Source organism: Arthrobacter sp. 135MFCol5.1, assembly GCF_000374865.1.
Classification (GTDB): domain Bacteria; phylum Actinomycetota; class Actinomycetes; order Actinomycetales; family Micrococcaceae; genus Arthrobacter.
The window spans coordinates 368,489-388,083 of record NZ_KB895452.1 but is presented as its reverse complement, the minus strand read 5'-3'; the positions used below and the strand labels follow the sequence as shown (position 1 = coordinate 388,083).

Annotated in this window: 22 protein-coding genes; 11 read left to right on the top strand and 11 right to left on the bottom strand. The window is 65.4% G+C overall.

All coding sequences use genetic code 11. From position 1 onward, the window contains the following. The first annotated feature begins 110 nt into the window (after positions 1–110). On the top strand, positions 111–1,397 hold the full coding sequence (locus tag C563_RS0101735) for a citrate synthase (RefSeq protein ID WP_018760317.1): 1,287 nt from the start codon (positions 111–113) through the stop codon (positions 1,395–1,397). 145 nt (positions 1,398–1,542) lie between these two features. Here the strand turns inward: C563_RS0101735 and galE are convergent, their stop codons facing one another. Then, on the bottom strand, positions 1,543–2,556 hold the full coding sequence (gene galE, locus C563_RS0101730) for a UDP-glucose 4-epimerase GalE (protein WP_026264269.1): 1,014 nt from the start codon (positions 2,554–2,556) through the stop codon (positions 1,543–1,545). 100 nt (positions 2,557–2,656) lie between these two features. Here galE and C563_RS0101725 point away from each other — a divergent pair, with 100 nt between their 5' ends. Both C563_RS0101725 and C563_RS0101720 read left to right on the top strand, forming a co-directional pair. Continuing rightward, positions 2,657–3,262, top strand: coding sequence for a TetR/AcrR family transcriptional regulator (locus tag C563_RS0101725; RefSeq protein ID WP_018760315.1), 606 nt, complete (start codon positions 2,657–2,659; stop codon positions 3,260–3,262). 116 nt (positions 3,263–3,378) lie between these two features. Beyond that, positions 3,379–3,990: a hypothetical protein gene (locus tag C563_RS0101720; protein WP_018760314.1), complete on the top strand. Its 612-nt coding sequence runs from the start codon at positions 3,379–3,381 to the stop codon at positions 3,988–3,990. Positions 3,991–4,000: 10 nt separating this feature from the next. Here C563_RS0101720 and C563_RS0101715 read toward each other — a convergent pair whose 3' ends face one another. Both C563_RS0101715 and dapD read right to left on the bottom strand, forming a co-directional pair. Then, positions 4,001–4,858 carry a hypothetical protein gene (locus C563_RS0101715; protein WP_018760313.1) on the bottom strand — a complete coding sequence of 286 codons (858 nt, stop codon included), beginning with the start codon at positions 4,856–4,858 and terminating at the stop codon, positions 4,001–4,003. Between the two features lie 7 nt (positions 4,859–4,865). Further along, positions 4,866–5,888 (bottom strand): 2,3,4,5-tetrahydropyridine-2,6-dicarboxylate N-succinyltransferase, encoded by a 1,023-nt coding sequence (dapD, locus tag C563_RS0101710; RefSeq protein WP_018760312.1) that lies wholly within the window; start codon positions 5,886–5,888, stop codon positions 4,866–4,868. Between the two features lie 51 nt (positions 5,889–5,939). Here dapD and dapE point away from each other — a divergent pair, with 51 nt between their 5' ends. Continuing rightward, on the top strand, positions 5,940–7,076 hold the full coding sequence (gene dapE, locus C563_RS0101705; RefSeq protein WP_018760311.1) for a succinyl-diaminopimelate desuccinylase: 1,137 nt from the start codon (positions 5,940–5,942) through the stop codon (positions 7,074–7,076). A gap of 72 nt (positions 7,077–7,148) precedes the next feature. Here dapE and C563_RS0101700 read toward each other — a convergent pair whose 3' ends face one another. The 4 genes from C563_RS0101700 to C563_RS0101685 all read right to left on the bottom strand — a co-directional run bounded on the left by C563_RS0101700 (position 7,149) and on the right by C563_RS0101685 (position 10,443). Further along, on the bottom strand, positions 7,149–8,000 hold the full coding sequence (locus C563_RS0101700; RefSeq protein ID WP_018760310.1) for an amino acid ABC transporter permease: 852 nt from the start codon (positions 7,998–8,000) through the stop codon (positions 7,149–7,151). Beyond that, the gene (locus C563_RS0101695) at positions 7,997–8,647 is read right to left on the bottom strand and encodes an amino acid ABC transporter permease (RefSeq protein WP_018760309.1); all 651 of its coding nucleotides are present in this window, start codon (positions 8,645–8,647) and stop codon (positions 7,997–7,999) included. Before C563_RS0101695 ends, C563_RS0101700 begins: the two co-directional genes overlap by 4 nt. An 84-nt stretch (positions 8,648–8,731) precedes the next feature. After that, the gene (locus C563_RS0101690; RefSeq protein WP_018760308.1) at positions 8,732–9,619 is read right to left on the bottom strand and encodes a glutamate ABC transporter substrate-binding protein; all 888 of its coding nucleotides are present in this window, start codon (positions 9,617–9,619) and stop codon (positions 8,732–8,734) included. A gap of 68 nt (positions 9,620–9,687) precedes the next feature. Beyond that, a complete protein-coding gene (locus C563_RS0101685) occupies positions 9,688–10,443 on the bottom strand; it encodes an amino acid ABC transporter ATP-binding protein (protein WP_026264268.1) in 756 nt (251 codons plus the stop codon). A gap of 104 nt (positions 10,444–10,547) precedes the next feature. On the opposite strand from C563_RS0101685, the gene C563_RS0101680 reads away from it, so the two are divergent. From C563_RS0101680 to C563_RS22000, 4 genes are all read left to right on the top strand, one after another. Beyond that, complete coding sequence (locus C563_RS0101680) at positions 10,548–11,330, top strand: TIGR00730 family Rossman fold protein (protein WP_018760306.1); 783 nt, start codon at positions 10,548–10,550, stop codon at positions 11,328–11,330. Between the two features lie 75 nt (positions 11,331–11,405). Then, positions 11,406–11,864 (top strand): DivIVA domain-containing protein, encoded by a 459-nt coding sequence (locus C563_RS0101675; protein ID WP_018760305.1) that lies wholly within the window; start codon positions 11,406–11,408, stop codon positions 11,862–11,864. Then, on the top strand, positions 11,861–13,117 hold the full coding sequence (locus C563_RS0101670; RefSeq protein WP_018760304.1) for a hypothetical protein: 1,257 nt from the start codon (positions 11,861–11,863) through the stop codon (positions 13,115–13,117). The genes C563_RS0101675 and C563_RS0101670 overlap by 4 nt, the downstream gene beginning before the upstream one ends. Before the next feature lie 232 nt (positions 13,118–13,349). Continuing rightward, the gene (locus C563_RS22000; RefSeq protein WP_009357720.1) at positions 13,350–13,517 is read left to right on the top strand and encodes a DUF3117 domain-containing protein; all 168 of its coding nucleotides are present in this window, start codon (positions 13,350–13,352) and stop codon (positions 13,515–13,517) included. A 54-nt stretch (positions 13,518–13,571) separates the two neighbouring features. Here the strand turns inward: C563_RS22000 and C563_RS0101660 are convergent, their stop codons facing one another. Beyond that, positions 13,572–14,204 carry an O-methyltransferase gene (locus C563_RS0101660; protein ID WP_018760302.1) on the bottom strand — a complete coding sequence of 211 codons (633 nt, stop codon included), beginning with the start codon at positions 14,202–14,204 and terminating at the stop codon, positions 13,572–13,574. Positions 14,205–14,433: 229 nt separating this feature from the next. On the opposite strand from C563_RS0101660, the gene sigE reads away from it, so the two are divergent. From sigE to C563_RS0101645, 3 genes are all read left to right on the top strand, one after another. After that, a complete protein-coding gene (gene sigE, locus C563_RS0101655; protein ID WP_018760301.1) occupies positions 14,434–15,048 on the top strand; it encodes an RNA polymerase sigma factor SigE in 615 nt (204 codons plus the stop codon). 7 nt (positions 15,049–15,055) lie between these two features. Further along, positions 15,056–15,892 (top strand): hypothetical protein, encoded by an 837-nt coding sequence (locus C563_RS0101650; protein ID WP_018760300.1) that lies wholly within the window; start codon positions 15,056–15,058, stop codon positions 15,890–15,892. Positions 15,893–15,961: 69 nt separating this feature from the next. Next, positions 15,962–16,366, top strand: coding sequence for a twin-arginine translocation protein subunit TatB (locus C563_RS0101645; RefSeq protein ID WP_018760299.1), 405 nt, complete (start codon positions 15,962–15,964; stop codon positions 16,364–16,366). A gap of 8 nt (positions 16,367–16,374) precedes the next feature. Here C563_RS0101645 and C563_RS0101640 read toward each other — a convergent pair whose 3' ends face one another. The 3 genes from C563_RS0101640 to C563_RS0101630 all read right to left on the bottom strand — a co-directional run bounded on the left by C563_RS0101640 (position 16,375) and on the right by C563_RS0101630 (position 19,553). Further along, positions 16,375–17,520 (bottom strand): Mrp/NBP35 family ATP-binding protein, encoded by a 1,146-nt coding sequence (locus C563_RS0101640; RefSeq protein WP_018760298.1) that lies wholly within the window; start codon positions 17,518–17,520, stop codon positions 16,375–16,377. Positions 17,521–17,587: 67 nt separating this feature from the next. Beyond that, positions 17,588–18,286: a DUF1003 domain-containing protein gene (locus C563_RS0101635; RefSeq protein ID WP_018760297.1), complete on the bottom strand. Its 699-nt coding sequence runs from the start codon at positions 18,284–18,286 to the stop codon at positions 17,588–17,590. Then, the gene (locus tag C563_RS0101630; protein WP_026264267.1) at positions 18,270–19,553 is read right to left on the bottom strand and encodes a magnesium transporter MgtE N-terminal domain-containing protein; all 1,284 of its coding nucleotides are present in this window, start codon (positions 19,551–19,553) and stop codon (positions 18,270–18,272) included. Before C563_RS0101630 ends, C563_RS0101635 begins: the two co-directional genes overlap by 17 nt. Positions 19,554–19,595: the final 42 nt, after the last annotated feature.

Genomic DNA, 19,595 nt, shown 5'->3' with positions numbered 1-19,595 from the left:
AGAAGGCAGCCCGGGTGTTGGAACCTGTCTTCTCAGGCTCAGTGCGCGGCTCACCTGATGTTGGATCAAGCTTTCGACAGAGGCCGAAGACGCCTCATGAAGGGGACTCCATGACTGAGACCAACAATGCTGCGACCCTGCTCCACGCAGGTGGCGAGCTGAAGCTCCCGCGCATCCAGGTTGTTGAAGGGAACGAAGGTTACGACGTCTCCAAACTGCTCAAGCAGACCGGTGCCGTGACCTTTGACCCCGGCTTCATGAACACCGCAGCAACCACCTCCGCCATCACCTACATCGACGGCGATGCGGGCATCCTGCGCTACCGCGGATACCCCATCGAGCAGCTGGCACAGCACTCCAGCTTCCTCGAGGTGTCCTACCTGCTGATCTACGGCAACCTTCCCACGCCCACCGAGCTGGATGAGTTCGACCAGAAGATCCGGCGCCACACCCTGCTGCACGAGGAGCTCAAGGGCTTCTTCGGCGGCTTCCCCCGCGACGCGCACCCCATGCCGGTGCTTTCTTCCGCGGTATCCGCGCTGTCCACGTTCTACCAGGACTCGCTGGATCCGTTCAACGCCGAGCAGGTGGAGGTTTCCACCATCCGCCTGATGGCCAAGCTGCCGGTCATCGCCGCCTACGCGCACAAGAAGTCCATCGGCCAGCCCATGCTGTACCCGGACAACTCAATGAACCTCGTGGAGAACTTCCTGCGCCTCAGCTTCGGCCTGCCGGCCGAGCAGTACGAGCTGGACCCGGTCATCGTCAAGGCGCTGGACCTGCTCCTGATCCTGCACGCGGACCACGAGCAGAACTGCTCCACCTCCACGGTGCGCCTGGTGGGCTCTTCCAACGCGAACCTTTTCGCCTCTGTTTCTGCAGGCATCAACGCCCTCTTCGGCCCCGCCCACGGCGGCGCCAACGAGGCCGTCCTGAAGATGCTCCGCCAGATCCAGGCCGAGGGCCTCAAGCCCGAGGACTACATGGAAAAGGTCAAGAACAAGGAAGACGGCGTCCGCCTCATGGGCTTCGGGCACCGGGTGTACAAGAACTACGATCCGCGCGCCAAGATCGTCAAGGCCACGGCCCACGAGATCCTCACCAAGCTCGGCGGCAACGACGAGCTGCTCGAGATCGCACTCCGCCTGGAGGAGAAAGCGCTCAACGACGACTACTTCATCCAGCGCAAGCTCTACCCGAACGTGGACTTCTACACCGGCCTGATCTACAAGGCCATGGGTTTCCCGGAGAAGATGTTCACGGTCCTGTTCGCGATCGGCCGCCTGCCGGGCTGGATCGCGCAGTGGCGTGAAATGATCAGCGACCCCAACACCAAGATCGGCCGCCCGCGCCAGCTGTACATCGGTGAGCCGGAGCGTGACTACCCGGCACGCTGACCTGCTGCCGGCAACGGTTGAAGGACGACGAAACGGCCGCCCACCTTTCACAGGTGGGCGGCCGTTTCGCGTTCTGCCTCGATCGACTGCTCCGTCCTTGTCGTTTTGAGAAGTCAGAACGACAAGTACGGAGCAATCGCCGGGTTCAGCTGGCGTAGCCCTGGGGGTTGTTCTTCTGCCACCGCCAGTGGTCCTCGCACATCTGGTCCACCGTCTTGGTGGTGGACCAGCTCAAATCCGCCAGCGCGGACGTGGCGTCGGCCCAGAACGCCGGCAGGTCTCCTGCGCGGCGGCCGGTGATCTCATAGGGGATGGGCTTGCCGACGGCCTTTTCGAAGGAGCGCAGGACCTCCAGGACGGAGGAGCCCTTGCCGGAGCCCAGGTTCCAGCGGAAGACTCCAGTGCGGGCGGCAATGTGGTTCAGCGCAGCCACGTGCCCTTCGGCCAGGTCGACAACGTGGATGTAGTCCCGCAGGCAGGTACCATCCGGGGTGTCGTAGTCGCCGCCGAACACCATGAGTTTCTCGCGCCGGCCCACGGCCACTTGGGCGATGAACGGAACCAGGTTGTTGGGGATTCCCTGGGGGTCTTCGCCGATCCGGCCGGACGGGTGGGCGCCCACCGGGTTGAAGTAGCGCAGGAGTGCTATGTGCCAGCGGGTGTCCGCTGCGCCAAGGTCCGAGAGGATGTCCTCGATCTGCTCCTTGGTGCGCCCGTAGGGGTTGTTGGCACCGATCTCCATCTTTTCCACGTACGGAATGGGGTTGTGCTCACCGTAGACGGTGGCGGAGGAGCTGAACACGATGGACCGGACGTCGTGCCGGTCCATGACGCGGATCAGGTTCAGGGTGCCCACCAGGTTGTTGTAGTAGTAGTTCAGCGGCTCCCGGACCGACTCCCCGACGGCCTTGAGGCCGGCGAAGTGGATCACGGCGTCGATGGCGGCGCCCGCAAACACTTTTTCGACGGCAGCTTCGTCCACCAGGTCGACGTGGTGGAACTCGGCGGCCTTGCCGCTGAGCTCGGCAACCCGCCGCAGCGACTCTTCGCTCGAGTTGACCAGGTTGTCGATGACAACCACGTCGTGGCCGGCTTCCTGCAGGGAAAGAACAGTGTGGGAACCGATGTAGCCGGTGCCACCTGTAACCAAGATTCTCATGCCTCAACGCTATCCCACGGCAGGCGCCGGCCGCCCCTGCTTTTCGGATGGCGGCCCGATGTGACACTCCGAAAGAAGCACAAGTGTGCTAATAAGGAGGGTGCCCAAAATTGTTGATGCAGATGCCAGGCGGCAGGACGTGGTCCAGGCGGTTCTCCGGATCATCGCCGTTGACGGGCTGGAACGCGCCTCGCTGCGTGAAGTGGCTGACGAGGCCGGCCTGGCGGTGGGCTCCGTGCGGCACTACTTTGCGGGAAGTGAAGAACTCCTCGCTTTCTCGTTCGGCGCGGTGGTGGACCGCATCGTCGGACGGCTCCAGCGACTGCTGCCCGCCGTGGACGGGGCCGTCCCGGGCAGCCCGGAACACCGCGAGGCTGTTTTAACCCTGCTGGGCGGATTGCTGCCGCTGGACCAGGAGAGCGCGGTGGAGGCCTGCGCCTGGCTGGCCTTCAAGAACGCGGCACGGATCAGGCCGTTCCTTGCAGCCGTTGCGGACCGCAGCCACCGGGAGGTCGCCGCCGTTGTCGGGACGGTGGTTGCTGCGCTGCTGCCGGATGATCCGCAGGACAACCTGGTGCTGGAGGCGGAGCGGTTGTTGGCTACCTTGGACGGCCTGTGCATGCACGCTTTGCTGCAGCCGGGTTGGATGACTGCGCAAATGTGCCGCGATGTCCTTGACCGGCACCTGGACAGTCTTGCCCGGTGACGCGTACCCGGAGCATGTCCGGCACTACCGCGGATGGCCTGCGGGAATAGACTGAAAGCCGGTACGCCGGACGGCACCATGACGTCCGGCCGAAGGCGGCCAGGGAAGGACTTTGAATGCACCACGCAAGCGGTTCAGGATGGCAAATCACCACGGACACGTCCGGACCGATGATGATTGCGCTCTATGTCCGGGATGCGGCGGCCCTCAACGGCGTAGGCCGTCCAGTGCTGTCCCACGCGGCTCCCAAGATCAGGTCCGCCGACCACACCCACCTGACCGCGGAGGTTGGTGGACTCAGCGCCCTGAAGACCGAATGGGAGGCCTGGTGGGAACAACTGCTCAAGGCACACCCGCAGACGGCGCCCGAACTTTCTCCACCGGATTTTGAGGCCTTCGGCAATTCCCCGGCCCTGCAACGTGTCCTGCAGGCGCACTTCGGCTCAGCCCTCACCTGGGCCAGGGAACGCAGGAGCGAATATGCCGAGCTCGAGGGGGAACGGGTCGCCAGCGGCACCGACCAGCTGCTTGCGGAGATGGTGGATGACAGGCTGATGGAAATCGGCCGAGATTCGCGGGACTTCCGCCTGACCATCATCGAATTGCCGCTGGACGAGCAGCGGGCGTGGTACCTGGAACCGGACAAGATCATCATGAGCCAGGAACTGATGGGCCAGCCGGAGCTCTTCCGCAGCTACGTCCAGCCGGTGCTGGAAATCCTGGTCTGACCCCGCAGGCTCACCCGCCGCCGTCGCCCTGCCGCAGCGTGATGCGTACCTGCCCGGCCGCCGTGGTGGAATCCTGCCAGCCCTCGCCGCCTGAACGCTGCCACGCCCGCCCGGCAACATCTACGCGGGTCACTGCCAGGTCCTTGGCGTTGGCCACGGCCCACTGGGCAATGGACCACGCCATCGGTCCGTCGGCTTCCACCACCAGGGTGGCGCCGTCTGCCCGCGAATCCACGCCGCCGTAGGCCTGCTCCAGTTCGCCCGCCGCCGCGGCCGCATCCCCCGGGGCGGTGGCCGAGCGCAGCGTGCACTTGACCCCCTCCGGTGTCTGGCCGGTCAAGGCGGAGGCAAACGCCCGCCCCATTTCCTCGTGCTGGGCGTAGGCCTCGGGATGGGCGGAGCGCTGGACACGCTGGGCGGCGTCGGTGATGTCGAGCGTCTCGTACCCTGGAATTTTCACCAGAGCGTCGTAGAAAGCGTTCACGGCGTAGTACGGGTCCATGATTTGCGCTTCACTGCCCCAGCCCTGGGAAGGCCGCTGTTGGAAGAGCCCCCGCGAATCCGGCCCGGCTTGGTCCCCGTGGCCGATGTTGCGCAGCTTTGACTCCTGCATGGCAGTGGCGAGGGCGATGGTGGCAGCGCGGGGCGGCAATCCACGCCGCACCGCCACGGCGGTGATGAGGGCGGCGTTGGCCGCCTGGTCCGGCGCCAGCTCACCGGTGCGGTTGCCCGCAGAAGCGGTGCAGCGTTCCGAAACGAGGGTTTCAGAACGCTGCACGAAGTACACCGCGGTATAGATGCCGCCCGCTGCCAGCGCGAGGGCAAGCAGCAGCACCGCCAGGCGGCGCAGGCCGCGTTTTCGTCCCACCCGCGGATCAGTTGGCGTGCAGGGCGTCGTTCAACTCAACGGTCTGGCCGGCGCGGGGGAGCGCCTCGACGGCGCCGGTGGTGGAGTTGCGGCGGAACAGCAGGTTGGGCACGCCCGAGAGTTCAGCGGCCTTGACGATCTTGGTGGTGTCTTCGCCGACCTCGTCCTTGGGACCGGGGATGCGCACCCGGGTGCCCGCCGTGACGTAGAGGCCGGCTTCGACGACGGAGTCATCGCCGATGCTGATACCCACGCCGGAGTTGGCACCGAGCAGCACACGCTCACCGATGGTGATCTTTTCCTTGCCGCCTCCGGACAAGGTGCCCATGATGGATGCGCCGCCGCCGACATCGCTGCCGTCGCCGGTCACGACGCCGGCCGATATGCGGCCTTCCACCATGGAGGTCCCCAGGGTTCCGGCGTTGAAATTGACGAAGCCCTCGTGCATGACGGTGGTGCCGGCGGCCAGGTGTGCACCAAGGCGGACCCTGTCGGCGTCGGCAATCCGCACACCGGTGGGCACCACGTAGTCCACCATCCGCGGGAACTTGTCGATGCCGTAGACGGTGACGGCGCCGCGCCGGCGGAGCCTGGCGCGGGTCAGTTCGAAGCCGTCGACGGCGGCGGGGCCGAAGTTGGTCCACACGACGTTGGGGAGCTTGCCGAAGATGCCGTCGAGGTTGATGGTGTTGGGCTTGACCAGACGGTGCGAAAGGAGGTGCAGGCGGAGGTAGGCGTCGGCGGTGTCCGCGGGGGCTTCATCGAGGTTGATCTGGACGAACACGACCTTCTGCTCGGTACCGCGGTCCTCGTCTGCGCCGTTCTCGGCAATGCGGGTCAGGGTTTCGTCGGCGTGCTCCACCGAGCGGAGGTTCTCGGCGGCGACACCAAGCGCCGGTGCCGGGAACCAGACGTCCAGGACGCTTGCATCGCCGGTGGCGATGGTGGCAACACCAAAGCCGTGGGCGGAACGGTCATCGGTGTCAGGGGTGAGGGTTTCGGGCACGGCAGAGGAAGCGGTCTCAGTCATGTGCTCCAGTCTATCGAGGGGCGGGCAGGCGGTTCGAACTAGACTGGCTTCGTGACTGCTGAAACCGCCCCTGACTCGTCCCTGTCCATCCTTGACCTGCACCAGGACGTGGCGTTGCTGACTGCAGCGGTGATGGACATCAACAGCGTGTCCGGCAATGAGAAGCAACTGGCGGACGCTGTGGAGGCCGCACTGGCCGGGATTCCCCAGCTGCGGGTGGTGCGTGATGGGGACGCCATCATCGCCCGCACCGAACTCGGCCTGGGCGAGCGCGTGATCCTGGCCGGCCACCTGGACACCGTCCCGCTGCCCCTGACCGAGGGCTCCCGCGGTACGGTCCCCTCGACGTGGGACTCCGGAGTTCCGGGTGAGGGTGTCCTCTACGGCCGTGGCGCCACCGACATGAAGGGCGGCGTGGCGGTCCAGCTGGCCCTGGCGGCAGGCTTGTTCGACGGCGGCCGGCAGCCCCGGCGGGACGTCACCTTTGTCTTCTACGACCATGAAGAAGTGGAAGCGGTGAAGAGCGGCCTGGGACGCCTGGTCCGGAACCACGGCGACTTGTTGGAGGGCGACTTCGCCATCCTGCTGGAACCGACGGACGGCACGGTGGAAGGCGGCTGCAACGGAACCAGCCGGTTCGAAGCCAGCACTGTGGGGGAGGCCGCCCACTCGGCCCGCGCCTGGATGGGCAGCAACGCCATCCATGCCGCGGCGCCAATCCTGGCCCGCCTCGCCGCCTATGAGCCACGCACCGTCAACGTTGACGGCCTGGATTACCGCGAGAGCCTTAACGCGGTGAAGATCAACGGCGGTACGGCCGGCAACGTCATCCCCGACCGCTGCGTGGTGGAGATCAACTACCGGTTCGCCCCGGACAAGACCCCGGACCAGGCGGAAGCCCACGTCCGTGAGCTGCTTGCCGGCTTCGACGTGGTCCGCACCGATGCGGCTGCCGGCGCCAGGCCCGGACTTCAGCACCCGGCGGCCGCCTCTTTCGTCGCCGCCGTGGGAGCTGAACCCAAACCCAAATACGGGTGGACCGACGTCGCCCGCTTCAGCGAGCTGGGTATCCCGGCGGTGAACTTCGGCCCGGGCGATCCGTTGCTCGCACACAAGGACAACGAACACGTATACGCCGACGCAATCCGCGCCTGCCTCCGGGCGCTGCAGGATTGGCTCGCCGGATAATACTGTTCGTATTAAAAAAGAGCAGGTCCGCAACTCCCGGTAGTTGCGGACCTGCTCTTTGTTCAGGGTGTGCTAAACGGGTCCGGCGTGTCCGACCTGAAGGTCCGCCGTCGTGTTTGCAGTTGCCACGCCGCCAGCTGCCTTCCGGGAGCCGCGGCGTTCGATCCACACCGCAATCCTGGACACGGAGATGTTGATGGCAATGTAGATCGCTGCCGCCACAAAGAAGATCGGGAACAGGTACTGCGTTCCCAGGAAGTCCGCCATGACCTGCACCGCCCGCAGCAGCTCGCCGTAGGCCACGATGTAACCCAGCGAGGTGTCCTTCAGGAGGACCACCATCTGCGCTACAAGGGACGGCATCATGCGCCGGATCGCCTGCGGCAGTTCGATCAGCATCCGGGATTTGAAGCTCGTCAGGCCAATGGCCAGGCCGGCTTCGCGCTGTCCTTTGGGGAGGGACTGGATACCGGCACGGATGATTTCAGCGAACACCGCTGCGTTGTAGAGGACCAGGCCGGCAACGACAGCGATGAATGCGGACGTACCGAATCCGAGGAGGATAAAGAGCATCATCAGGACAACGGGCATACCGCGAAGGAATTCGAGGATGATGCGCATGGGTATCCGGATGACCGCCGCGTCTGAAATCCGCAGGAGGCATAGCAGCAGGCCAAGCGGAAATGCGATGACTGCTGCCAGGGCGGCTGCGGACAGGGTCGAACCAAGGCCGTTGCCGAGAAGCCGCCAAACATCGGCGCGGGTGAAAATCTGCCAGCGGCGGCCCTCGAAGATGCCTTGCTGGGCCAAGGTCATGACCACCCAGGCCAGCAGGCCAAGGATCAGGAGACCGCCGATGATTGAAGCAATGAGTGAAACCCGGCGTGCTTTGGGGCCGGGGACGTCATACAGAACGGAGCTCATCGGGCAATCGCCACCTTTCGTTCCACCGTGTTGGCGAGGATTCCCAGCGGAACGGTGAGGAGCAGATAGAAGAAAGCTGTGCCCAACAGGACTGTGATGACCGCGTCACCGTTGGCGTTGGCCAGTTGCCGGCCATAGCCGAACAGCTCCAGGACAAAGAAGGCGCCGGCAACGGATGAGTTCTTCACCAGCGCGATCAGGATGTTGATCAGCGGCGGGATCACCGTCCGCAGTGCTTGCGGAAGAATGATGAGCGAGAGTACTTGGCTGAACTTCATGCCAATGCTGCGGGCTGCTTCGGCCTGGCCCACGGGCACGCTGTTGACGCCCGACCGGACAGCTTCGGCGATGAACGCGGCCGTGTACGTGCTGAGGGCGATAATTGCGGCGACCTCGAACTGCTCAAACTTGACCCCGAGGCGGGGGAGCACGACCGCCGCGAAGAAGAACGCGATGGTCAGCGGTGTGTTGCGGAGTACTTCCACGTAGACGGTGCTGAAACCGCGCAACGCCGCCACCGGGGATACCCGCGCTGCGGCCAGCAACGTTCCGAGGATCAGCGCGAAGATACCCGATACGACGGAAAGGAAAAGAGTGCGGAGAAAACCCTCCCAATACAAGGGCAGGTTTTCAATGATGACGTCCATAAGATCCTTCGGCTGTATGCGTGGACGGAGTGAAGGCGGTGGTGCCGGGGCTGCTTGGCGGCCCCGGCACCTATGGAACGCTGCTCAGTAGCGGTTGATGGCCGGCAGGCTCGGTGCAGTCTTGATGACTGAACCTGCGGTGGCTTCCCAGGCCTTCTTGTAAGAACCGTCCTTCTCGAAGGACTCAAGCTGGTCGTTGATCCAGTTACGGAACTCAGTGTCGCCCTTCTTCAGGCCGATGCCGTAAGGCTCCTTGGTAAAGGTTTCTTCTGATGCAAGCTTGAAAGCGTCCGGCTCCTTGTCAACGAACCCGGCGAGGATCACGTTGTCAGTGGTAACGGCTTCAACCTGCTTGTTGCGCAGCGGCTCCAGGCAGGCGGAGTAGGTAGCGGCAGGCACCAGTTCGGCGCCGTACTTGTCCACGATGGTCGCAGCGGGGGTGGAGCCGGTTACGGAGCAGACCTTCTTGCCCTTGACGTCCTCGGGCTTCTTGATGGAGTCGTTGTCCTTGTTCACCATCAAGGCCTGGCCTGCTTCGTAGTACGGGCCGGCGAAATCAACGACCTGCTTGCGCTTGTCGCTGATGGTGTAAGTCGCGATGACGATGTCCACCTTGCCCTGTTCGATGAAGGGCTCGCGGTTTGCGGAGACAGTTTCGGACCATTCGATCTTGTCAGCGGCGATGCCCAGCTTGGCGGCGATCAGTTTGCCGATTTCAACGTCGAAACCGACGGGCTTGCCATCCAGGCCGACCTGGCCGAACAGCGGCTGATCGAACTTGGTGCCGATCTTGATGGTGCCGGCGGAGGACAGCTTCTCCATGGTGGTACCGGCTGCGAACGACGGCTTCTCGACGGGGCTCGGGTTGCTTGAGCCTCCGGAGTCTCCGCCACCGCAAGCGCTAAGGGACAGGGCGAGGGCGGCTGTAGCCGCCACGACGAAGGACTTTCGTCGGGACATAAATGCCTTCATGACATTCCTTTCATTGATGGCCGTTGGGTTCTCGGCCTGGATGCGAACTGAGTGTGGTTGCTTGGGGATCAGTGCGTGAGGAGCTTCGAGAGGAAGTCCTTGGCACGGTCGCTCTTCGGGTTGTTGAAGAATTCCTCCGGGGTGGCGTCCTCCACGATCTGGCCGTCTGCCATGAAGACCACGCGGTCTGCAGCCTTTCGGGCGAAGCCCATCTCGTGGGTGACCACGATCATGGTCATGCCTTCCTTGGCCAGCTGGACCATGACGTCCAGGACCTCGTTGATCATTTCGGGGTCGAGCGCGGACGTGGGTTCATCGAACAACATGACCTTCGGCTTCATTGCCAAGGCGCGCGCGATGGCGACGCGCTGCTGTTGTCCGCCGGAAAGCTGGGCGGGAAGCTTGGGCGCCTGGTGCCCTACGCCTACCCGTTCCAGGAGTGCCATGGCATCTTTCTCCGCGGCCGTCTTGGAAACGCCTTTGACCTTGATGGGCCCGAGCGTCACGTTTTCAAGGATGGTCTTGTGTGCGAAAAGGTTGAAAGACTGGAAGACCATGCCAACATCGGCGCGGAGCTGGGCCAGTTCCTTGCCTTCCTCGGGCAGGACTTTCCCGTCGATGGTGATGGTTCCACCCTCAATGGTTTCCAGGCGGTTGATGGCGCGGCAGAGGGTGGACTTACCGGAGCCCGAAGGTCCGATGACCACAACAACCTCGCCCTTGCGGACCTGCAGGTTGATGTCCTTCAGAACGTGCAGCTGGCCGTAATGCTTGTTAACGGCGTTCAGGGAGACGAGGGCATCGCCGGGCACATGAGTAGTCATAGGAAAGAATCTAGCGAACAACGGTGGGTTATGACGCCAATCACCCCAAGTTCATGCCGATCGTGATTCAAGAGATACCTGGAGTCGGAGGTTAGCCTAGGGGAATGAGTACCAACGCTGATCCGGCCAAGACAACCCAGCCACGCCGCAAAGGGCCCCTTGAACTGCGCCGCAAGCAGGCCGCCGTGGAAATGTCCGACCAGCATCTGCTCGATACCAAAGGCCCCGGCCAGTTCGTCCACACCGACCCCTGGCGGGTCCTGCGGATCCAGAGCGAATTCGTCGAAGGATTCGGTGCGCTGGCGGACATTGGAAAGGCCGTCAGCGTTTTTGGTTCCGCCCGCACCAAGCCCGGCAGCAAGTACTACGAAATGGGCGTCGAGGTGGGGCGCAAGCTCGCCGAGGCCGGGGTGGCGGTCATCACCGGCGGCGGCCCCGGATCCATGGAGGCGGCCAACCGGGGGACGGTGGAAGGCAACGGCGTATCCGTGGGCCTGGGCATTGAGCTGCCCTTCGAGCAGGGCCTGAACCAGTGGGTGGACCTGGGTATCAACTTCCGCTATTTCTTCGCCCGCAAGACCATGTTCGTCAAGTACGCGCAGGGCTTTATCGTGCTGCCGGGCGGCCTGGGCACCTTGGATGAGCTGTTCGAGGCCATGGTCCTGGTCCAGACACGGAAGGTGACGTCGTTCCCGATCGTGCTCCTTGGCGTCGAATTCTGGGGGCCGATGATCGAATGGATCCGGGGCACCCTGGTGGCCGAGGGAATGGTCTCGGAGAAGGACCTGGACCTGATCCAGCTCGTTGACGATCCCGCCGAAGCGGTGGACCGTGTGCTTCACGTTGCCGTGACCCCGTCCATGAATGGTGAGCAGCGGCCGGAGTAGTACAGGGGCCACGGCCTGGCCCGGTTCCGTGCCGTGGGCCGCGGACCGGCGGGATGGATCTGGCACGATGGGACAGTGAGTTTCTTTCTGGTATTCCTCGCCGTGGTCCTGGTGGCGGCGGTCCTGTGGGCCGGCCTGGGCCGGCGCTCCCGCGGTACCGGCGGTGCCGGGCTGCCTGCACTGCTGGGTGCCGGCCTCGAGGACCCGCCCGCAAACCTCCCACCGGTCTTGCTGCCGGCACACGCCGGACCTGAGGACGTGGACCAACTACGGTTCTCGCTCGGGCTGCGCGGCTACCGGATGGACCAGGTGGACCAGGTCCTGGAGGACCTGCGGGACCAACTCGCCGCCAGGAACCGGGAAGTGGCGGAGCTCCGCAGCCGGCTGGCTGCGATGGAAGGCGACGTACCGGAACCGGATTCCGACGCCGGCCCGGCCGCCCCCGCGAACCCGGCACCGGCTGACCCGGGCACCTCCGCGGACGCGGACGAGGCCGCCCGCGGGACCGCCGTGCCGGGGACGGGCGGCCCGTGAGCACGGTGGACCGCCGCAGCCCCCTGGCATCTGCCCACACTGCCGCACTCCGGGCTGCTTCCGCCGTCCGCGGCTGGCCGTGGTGGATCCAAACCACTGTCCTGTATGCCGCCGCCCGCCTGGTCTCGGCGTGCATCTTCATGGCCGCCGCGCTCCACCAGGGCGTCAACCCCTGGTTCCCGCCGAAGCCGGACTACTGGAATTTCATCAACATCTGGGATGCCCGCTGGTACGCCACGGTCATCGCCGATGGCTACCCTTCCGTGCTCCCCACGGACGCCGCCGGAAACGTGCAGGAAAACACGTGGGCCTTCTACCCGCTTTTTCCCGCGCTGGCCGGCGGGCTCAGCCGCCTCACCGGCATGAATTCCGCCGCATCGCTGACCGTGATCGCCATGCTGGCCGGCTGGGGCGCCGCGTTGCTGGCCTACGTCCTGTTCCGGCAGCGGGCGGACCATGGCCAGGCGATGTGGGGCGTCGCGTTCTTCTCGACCTTTCCCGTTTCGGCCGTGCTGCAGGTGCCGTACGCCGAACCATTGTCCCTCCTGCTGCTTGCGTGGGCCCTCCTGCTGGTGCTGCGCCGCCAATACCTGTGGGCCATGCCGGTGGTGTTCGTGCTGTGCCTGTCGCGGCCCGTGGGCGTGCCCTTCGCGGCCATGGTGGGCCTGCTGCTGGTCTGGCGCGCCGTGGACCGTCTCCGGGGCGGCGCCGCGCCGGGAACGGAAGAAGAATCCCACTCGGTGCGGGACCTCGCCGCGCTGACTGGACTCACCGCCGTCGCAGGTGTGTCCGCACTGGTCTGGCCTGCTGCCGCGTGGGCCGCCACGGGTGACCCACAGGCCTACACCAAGACCGAAACTGTGTGGCGGGGGCAGGACCTGGTGCCGTTCAAGCCCTGGTTCGATACCGGCGTCGAACTTTTCGGCCCCGTCCTTGGCCTGCTGGCGCCGTTGGTCTTTGTGGCACTGTTCGGCGTGATGCTGTTCCTTCCCCCGGTAGTGCGGCTCGGTGCCGAACTCCGGCTGTGGTGTGCCTGCTACATGGGCTACCTGCTGATGTTCCTCCACCCGCAGACCAGCACGTTCAGGATGCTGCTGCCCCTGTTTCCGCTGGCCTTGGGCGCTGCCTTCCTTTCCCGGTCCCGGGCTTACCGCGGAACCGTGGTGGCCATGTTCGTGCTGTTGCAGATCGTGTGGATCGTGTGGCTGTGGGCCTGGGCCCAGCTGCCTGGCGGCGGCGATTATCCGCCCTAGCGGGAGGGGCTTCCGTGCAGGTCAGGCCGGGAATGCCCGGCGCACGGAAATGTCCATCGATTAGCTACGTGCGGGTAAATCCGCGATAATAGTAAGTAAGCAAGGACACAAGCATCCAGAAAACGCGCAGCCTCGGCGGGGGAGCACCACCCCGCCACAGCCGCTTGATCGACATGCGGACCCAGCCCGCCCGGGCTGATCAGTCCTGGAACAAAATGGAGGGGAATTCCTCATGGCGGCTATGAAACCACGTACCGGCGACGGCCCAATGGAAGTCACCAAGGAGGGCCGCAGCCTGATCATGCGCGTCCCGCTCGAAGGCGGCGGGCGCCTCGTGGTCGAGCTGAACGCTGCCGAAGCAGCCAACCTCAAGGAATGCCTGGTGGGCGTTACCGAATAGTCGTGCCGGACAGGGTCCGTGGCCTCGTGCCGCGGACCCTGTCATGTTTCCGGCCTACTTCTTGACGGCGACCAGCAGGCCGTCGCCGGTGGGGAGCATCGCCGACGCAAGCCGGTCGTCGTCGCGGATGGCCCTTCCCACCTGGCGCAGCACTACCGTAGTGGCCTCGCGGCCGGCCGGGTTGGCCACCTTGTCCTTGTCCAGGGCGTCATTGATAATCAACAGGCCCGACCTCTTGAGGAGCCGGATGGCCTGCTCGACGTAGCCGGGCAGGCCGGGCTTGTCGGCGTCGATGAAGACCAGGTCATACGCGCCGTCAGTGAGGCGCGGCAGGACATCGCCGGCCCGGCCGGAAATGGTGCGCGTGCGGTTTGCCGGACTGCCGGACTCGGTGAACGCCTCGCGGGCCGCGCGCAGGTGTTCGACGTCCACGTCAATGGTGGTCAGGACAGCGTGCGGGCCAAGGCCCCGCAGCAGGCAGACGCCGGAGACACCGGCGCCGGTGCCGATCTCGACGGCGGTCTGCGCCTTCGACGCGGCAGCCAGGACCGTCAGGACCGCGCCGACACCGGGGCTGATGGCACTCACGCCCAATTCAAAGGAACGTTCCCGGGCCCGAAGCATGACCTCATCCTCAGCGGGCAGATCTTCTGCATAGGACCAGCTGCTGGACTTGTCGGCGCTCATGAATTATCGCTTTCTGGGCGTGAAGGGGGAATGTCCCCTTTAGCCTACTGTGTCCGGCCCCGCCGGCCCGGGAAGAGGCTGTTGCGCCGAAGGCTGAAGTTACCCTGCGGTCAGGAAATTCCCAGCCAAGTTTGACATGATTGGAATCCGCTCATCCAAAAGGTGACCGGCGCCGAATCAGAGATGTCAACAGTATCCGGGCGTTAGCATTCCACGAGGGGAGTGGACGATGTCATCTTCAGTTGTGGCACCTGTCCCTGCAGTCAACAATCCCGATGATGAGTGGGTCCGTCCCACCTGGGAAGAAGTGGTCACCAATCACTCCGCGAAGGTCTACCGGCTGGCCTACCGCCTGACCGGGAACAAGTTCGACGCCGAGGACCTCACCCAGGAGGTGTTCGTCCGCGTCTTCCGTTCACTGGAAAACTTCAAGCCGGGCACCCTGGACGGCTGGCTGCACCGCATCACCACCAACCTGTTCCTCGACCAGGCGCGCCGGAAGACGCGCATCCGGTTCGACGCCCTGGCGGAGGACGCCGAGTCCCGGCTGCCCGGCCGCGAACCGGGCCCCGAGCAGAGCTTCGAGCTGAACAACCTGGACCTCGATGTCCAGGCAGCGCTGGAGGAACTCCCGCCGGACTTCCGTGCCGCCGTCGTCCTCTGCGACCTCGAAGGCCTGTCCTATGACGCAGTGGCCGAGGCGCTCGGCGTCAAACTCGGCACCGTCCGTTCCCGTATCCACCGCGGCAGGACCATGCTGCGGGAAAAGCTGGCACACCGTGACCCGCGCCCGCACCAGGGACGCCGCAAGCTCTCCATGCCGCGCATAGCGGGCATCCTCTGATCGGCGCATGAGGTCCCAGTTTCCTTTCGGCGGCAAGCACCAGCGCTCCGGCAGCCACCTCGAGGCGTGCCAGGAGTGTGCCGCCACTGTCCGCCGGGAACGGCAGTACCTTGAGCGCCTCCGCCAAGCGCCGGTCCCGCCCGCCAGCGAGGACCTGACGGCACGGCTTCTGGCGCGCACCCACGAACTCGCGGCGCAGCCTGAAGCACCCGCGGGCCCCACCGGAAGCCGGATGGCCGCCCGGGCCCTGGCGTTCACCGCGGGAGGGACCATGGCCGCGGCCGGCGTGCTCGCCGTGGGGGCGTTCACCGCAGCGGGGGATCCGGTGGCGGGGGAACCGTCAGGAACGGAGGCGGCGTTTTCCCACGTTTCCTCGCAGAGCCCAACGGATGGGCGCCCGCTGGATCCCGCCCAACTGGCCTCGCTGCGTTCTGAAGGCTGGGCCTGCCCGGAACTGCAGGCCATGGGATTCCACCTCGAAGCCGCACGGGCGGTGCTGGTGGAAGGACAACCGGCGGTGGAGCTGCGCCTTACCGACGGTGCCCATCACGCCACGGTCACCGAGCAGCACCCGTCCAAACCGGGTGCCGGGACGTCGCAGGCGTGGTCCTTGACCCCGGCGTCCGCGACCTACCGGACCGCCGGCCTCACCATCACCTACCGCTCGGACCTTCCTGCGGCGCGGGCCGACGACGCCCTTCCGATCCTCAAGAACGTCGCTGATGCTGCCACCGAGGGTGTTGCGGCCTCCGTTCCAGAAGCGTCCGCAGGAAAGTCCGGGGAGCCGCTGGAGTCACGGCTGGAGCGCGGCATCAGCAAGATCGCAGCCCTGTTCACCCCGTGACGCGGACTGTTTCCACGTCAGCCGGACGGGAATCGTCACTGGCAGCCCGGAGAGGGTAATCTTCCTAAAGTGTTTGGTATCAACGGCCCGGAATTCATAATTCTGCTGATCATCGGCGTTCTCGTGATCGGCCCCCAACGGCTGCCCGAATATACCCAGAAGCTGGCAAACCTGGTCAAGGAAGTCCGCCGGATGGCCTCCGGTGCCCGTGAGCAAATCAAGGAAGAAGTAGGCATCGACATCGACGATGTCGATTGGAAGAAATACGATCCCCGCCAGTACGACCCCCGCCGCATCATCAAGGAAGCACTGTTCGACGACGACACCAAACCCGTCAGTGCGGGAGCCCCGGCCGCGGTGGCGGCGGTTTCCGGCGCGGCTGCAGTGGCCGACGCCGCACCTTCCCGTCCTGAGCGGGTTGTGGAGCGGCTCGCCCCGGGCGAAACCGCTCCCTTCGATACCGAAGCCACCTAGGGCGCTGGTCAGCGGGGCTGGAGGCCCAGCTTCATCCCGGCAAGGCCCCGCGGTGTGGCGGCAAGCTGCGCCGCGATACCTGCCAACGCCACGCCTGCCGCGGAATCGGGCCGGCCAAGCACGATCGGAACCCCGGCGTCACCGCCCTCGCGAAGTTGGATATCCAGCGGAATCTGGCCCAGCAGGGGCACCGGAACGCCGAGCGTGGTGCTGAGCCGCCCGGTAAGGACTGTCCCGCCGCCGCTTCCGAAGAGTTCCATCCTGCCGCCGCCGGGCGTGTCCAGGTACGACATGTTCTCAATGACACCGGCGATCTTCTGGCCGGTCTGGGCTGCGATCGCACCCGCGCGTTCGGCCACGTCCGCTGCCGCAGCCTGGGGCGTGGTGACCACCAGGATCTCGGCCTTGGGCAGCAACTGCGCCACCGAAATGGCGATGTCCCCGGTCCCCGGGGGAAGGTCCAGGAACAGAGCGTCCAGGTCGCCGAAGTAGACGTCCGTGAGGAATTGCTCCAGGGCCCGGTGCAGCATGGGTCCCCGCCAGGCGACAGGCTGGTTCCCGGTGACGAACATCCCGATGGAGATGACCTTCACACCATAGGCAACCGGGGGAAGGATCATGTCATCCACCTGGGTGGGAGCCTGGGTGATGCCCATCAAGGCGGGGACGGAGAAACCGTAGACATCCGCGTCCACGATGCCCACGCGCAGGCCCCGGGCAGCCAAGGCGGTGGCAAGGTTTACGGTCACCGAGGATTTCCCCACCCCGCCCTTGCCGCTGGCCACCGCATAGACCTTGGTCAGCGACTCGGGCTGGTTGAACGGGATGGTGCGTGCGCCGCCGGGGCCGCGCAGCTTCTCCTTGAGCGCATCCCGCTGGGCCTGGTCCATGACCTTCAGGTCGACGTCGACGGCGGTGACGCCGGGGACCGCGGACAGGGCCTTGCGGGCATCGGCTGTGATCGTGTCCCGCAGCGGGCAACCCGCAATGGTGAGCAGGACTGCGACGGTGACCCGGCCGTCGTCGGACACCTGGACGGAGTCCACCATCCCCAGTTCGGTGATCGGGCGGCGGAGCTCAGGGTCAATAACGGTTGCCAGGGCGTGGGTGACGGCCTGGAGCAGCGGGGAGTTGCTGGATGGTGCCGGATCCATGGGGACGCTCACGTGAGGGGCCTCGGCTTTCGTGCTGGTGCGGCGAAGTGCAGCCGGATGATCCGGCCTAGCGTTCGTTGGTGGAATGGCCGGGCTTGACCCGGGGGATCTGCTGGGTCCGCGGGCCACGCTGCCGGTCCCTCTGCTCACGCAGTTTGTCCTTGACCTTGTCCCGCGGTGACTCATGGGAACCGGGGCCGGAGTCGTCGTGGGTCCGGAGTTCCTCCTGGGCTTCCAACATGTCCTCCAGGAGTGAGCGCAACTCCGCCCTGACGTAGTCACGGGTGGCTACTTCACGCAGCGCGATCCGCAGGGAGGCCAACTCCCGGGTGAGGTACTCGGTGTCGGACAGGTTGCGTTCGGCGCGCTGCCGGTCCTGCTGCAGCGAGACGCGGTCGCGGTCGTCCTGGCGGTTCTGCGCGAGCAGCAGCAGGGGTGCCGCGTAGGAAGCCTGCAGCGACAGCATCAGGGTCAGCAGGGTGAAGCCGAGGTCCCTCGAGTCGAACTGCCACTCGACGGGCGCCCAGGTGTTCCAGCCCAACCAGAAGATGCAGAACACCGTCATGTACACCAGGAACTGCGGCGTGCCCATAAACCGGGCAAAACCCTCGGTGGCGTGCCCGAATGCGTCCGGATCCGGCTTGAACTTGGGCAGGATCCGCTGACGGGCGCTTAGGGGTGTGTCGAGGCTGCCTTTTGCTTCCGCGTTGGCCAGGCTCCGCTGGTTGGGGTTCTTCGGGGCGCTGTTATCAGCCAATGCGGCCACCGAGCTTTCTTATCGGGGCTTCGCCATCGTGGGCGCGCCAGTCGTCCGGCAACAAGTGATCCAATACGTCATCAACAGTCACCGCCCCCACAAGCCGGCCGGCGTCGTTGACCACCGGGAGGGAGTTGAGGTTGTAGGTGGCCAGGGTCCGGGCCACCTCACTGATGTGGGCCTGGTCGGACAAAGGCTCGAGGTTCTTGTCCACCAGGTTGCCCAGTGCCTCGAACGGCGGGAAACGGAGCAGTTGCTGGATGTGCACCACGCCCAGGAAGCGGCCGGTGGGGGTCTCGAGCGGCGGCCGGGCGATGAAGATCGACGACGCCAGCGCAGGGGAGAGCTCCTCCCGCCGCACATGGGCCAGGGCTTCGGCCACCGTGGCTTCCGGCGGCAGGATCACGGGCACGGGCGTCATCAGGCCGCCGGCCGTGTCCTCGTCGTATTCGAGCAGGCGGCGGACGTCCTCGGCGCCTTCGGGCTCCATCAGCTGGAGGAGTTCCTCGGCCTGGGCGGAAGGGAGTTCGCCCAGGAGGTCGGCGGCGTCGTCGGGGTCCATTTCCTCAAGGACGTCGGCGGCGCGCTGGACATCCAGCGCGGAGAGGATTTCCACCTGATCGTCCTCGGGAAGCTCCTGGAGGACGTCGGCCAGCCGCTCGTCCTGCAGTTCGCTGGCAACTTCGAAACGGCGCTTGTCGCTCATCTCCTGCAATGCCTCGGCAAAGTCTGCGGGCTTGAGGTCTTCGTGGTTGGCCACGAACTGCGTGGCTGCCTGCGGCTCGGTGCGTGCTCCCTGCTGGGCGTCCGCCCAGTCAATGATCAGGGTTTCATTGCGGCGCAAGCGGCTCAAAGGGGACAGCGAGTGGCCGCGCCGGACAAAGAGCTTGCTGACGAACCAGTCCCGGGACCGGTGCTGGTCGATCGCGATGTCCTCGATGGTGGCGTCGCCGCTGCCGTCGCGGAGGGTGACCCGCCGGTCGAACATCTCCGCCACCACCAGGGTTTCGGCTCCACGCTGTTCGAACCGGCGCAGGTTGACCAGGCCGGTGCAGATAATCTGCGTCTGATCGATCGAGGTGATCCGCGTCATGGGCACGAAGACGCGCTTCTTCCCCGGAACTTCCACCACGATACCCACCACATGCGGCGCACCCTGGGTCCCCCTGGACAGCACAACAACATCGCGCAGCCGGCCCAGGCGGTCACCCAAGGGGTCGAAGACATCCAGGCCCAGGAGGCGTGCCACGAAGACACGGGTAGGTGTTGTGCTCACCACTACAGGCTACCGAGTCTGCTCTCTTTTAGCTGAATTTAC

Bases quoted from the DNA above. Each gene is read 5' to 3' on its own strand.
- C563_RS0101735 (WP_018760317.1), top strand. From the start codon at position 111: ATGACTGAGACCAACAATGCTGCGACCCTGCTCCACGCAGGTGGCGAG.
- galE (WP_026264269.1), bottom strand. From the start codon at position 2,556: ATGAGAATCTTGGTTACAGGTGGCACCGGCTACATCGGTTCCCACACT.
- C563_RS0101720 (WP_018760314.1), top strand. From the start codon at position 3,379: ATGCACCACGCAAGCGGTTCAGGATGGCAAATCACCACGGACACGTCC.
- dapD (WP_018760312.1), bottom strand. From the start codon at position 5,888: ATGACTGAGACCGCTTCCTCTGCCGTGCCCGAAACCCTCACCCCTGAC.
- C563_RS0101700 (WP_018760310.1), bottom strand. From the start codon at position 8,000: ATGAGCTCCGTTCTGTATGACGTCCCCGGCCCCAAAGCACGCCGGGTT.
- C563_RS0101695 (WP_018760309.1), bottom strand. From the start codon at position 8,647: ATGGACGTCATCATTGAAAACCTGCCCTTGTATTGGGAGGGTTTTCTC.
- C563_RS0101690 (WP_018760308.1), bottom strand. From the start codon at position 9,619: ATGAAGGCATTTATGTCCCGACGAAAGTCCTTCGTCGTGGCGGCTACA.
- C563_RS0101685 (WP_026264268.1), bottom strand. From the start codon at position 10,443: ATGACTACTCATGTGCCCGGCGATGCCCTCGTCTCCCTGAACGCCGTT.
- C563_RS0101680 (WP_018760306.1), top strand. From the start codon at position 10,548: ATGAGTACCAACGCTGATCCGGCCAAGACAACCCAGCCACGCCGCAAA.
- C563_RS22000 (WP_009357720.1), top strand. From the start codon at position 13,350: ATGGCGGCTATGAAACCACGTACCGGCGACGGCCCAATGGAAGTCACC.
- C563_RS0101660 (WP_018760302.1), bottom strand. From the start codon at position 14,204: ATGAGCGCCGACAAGTCCAGCAGCTGGTCCTATGCAGAAGATCTGCCC.
- sigE (WP_018760301.1), top strand. From the start codon at position 14,434: ATGTCATCTTCAGTTGTGGCACCTGTCCCTGCAGTCAACAATCCCGAT.
- C563_RS0101650 (WP_018760300.1), top strand. From the start codon at position 15,056: ATGAGGTCCCAGTTTCCTTTCGGCGGCAAGCACCAGCGCTCCGGCAGC.
- C563_RS0101640 (WP_018760298.1), bottom strand. From the start codon at position 17,520: ATGGATCCGGCACCATCCAGCAACTCCCCGCTGCTCCAGGCCGTCACC.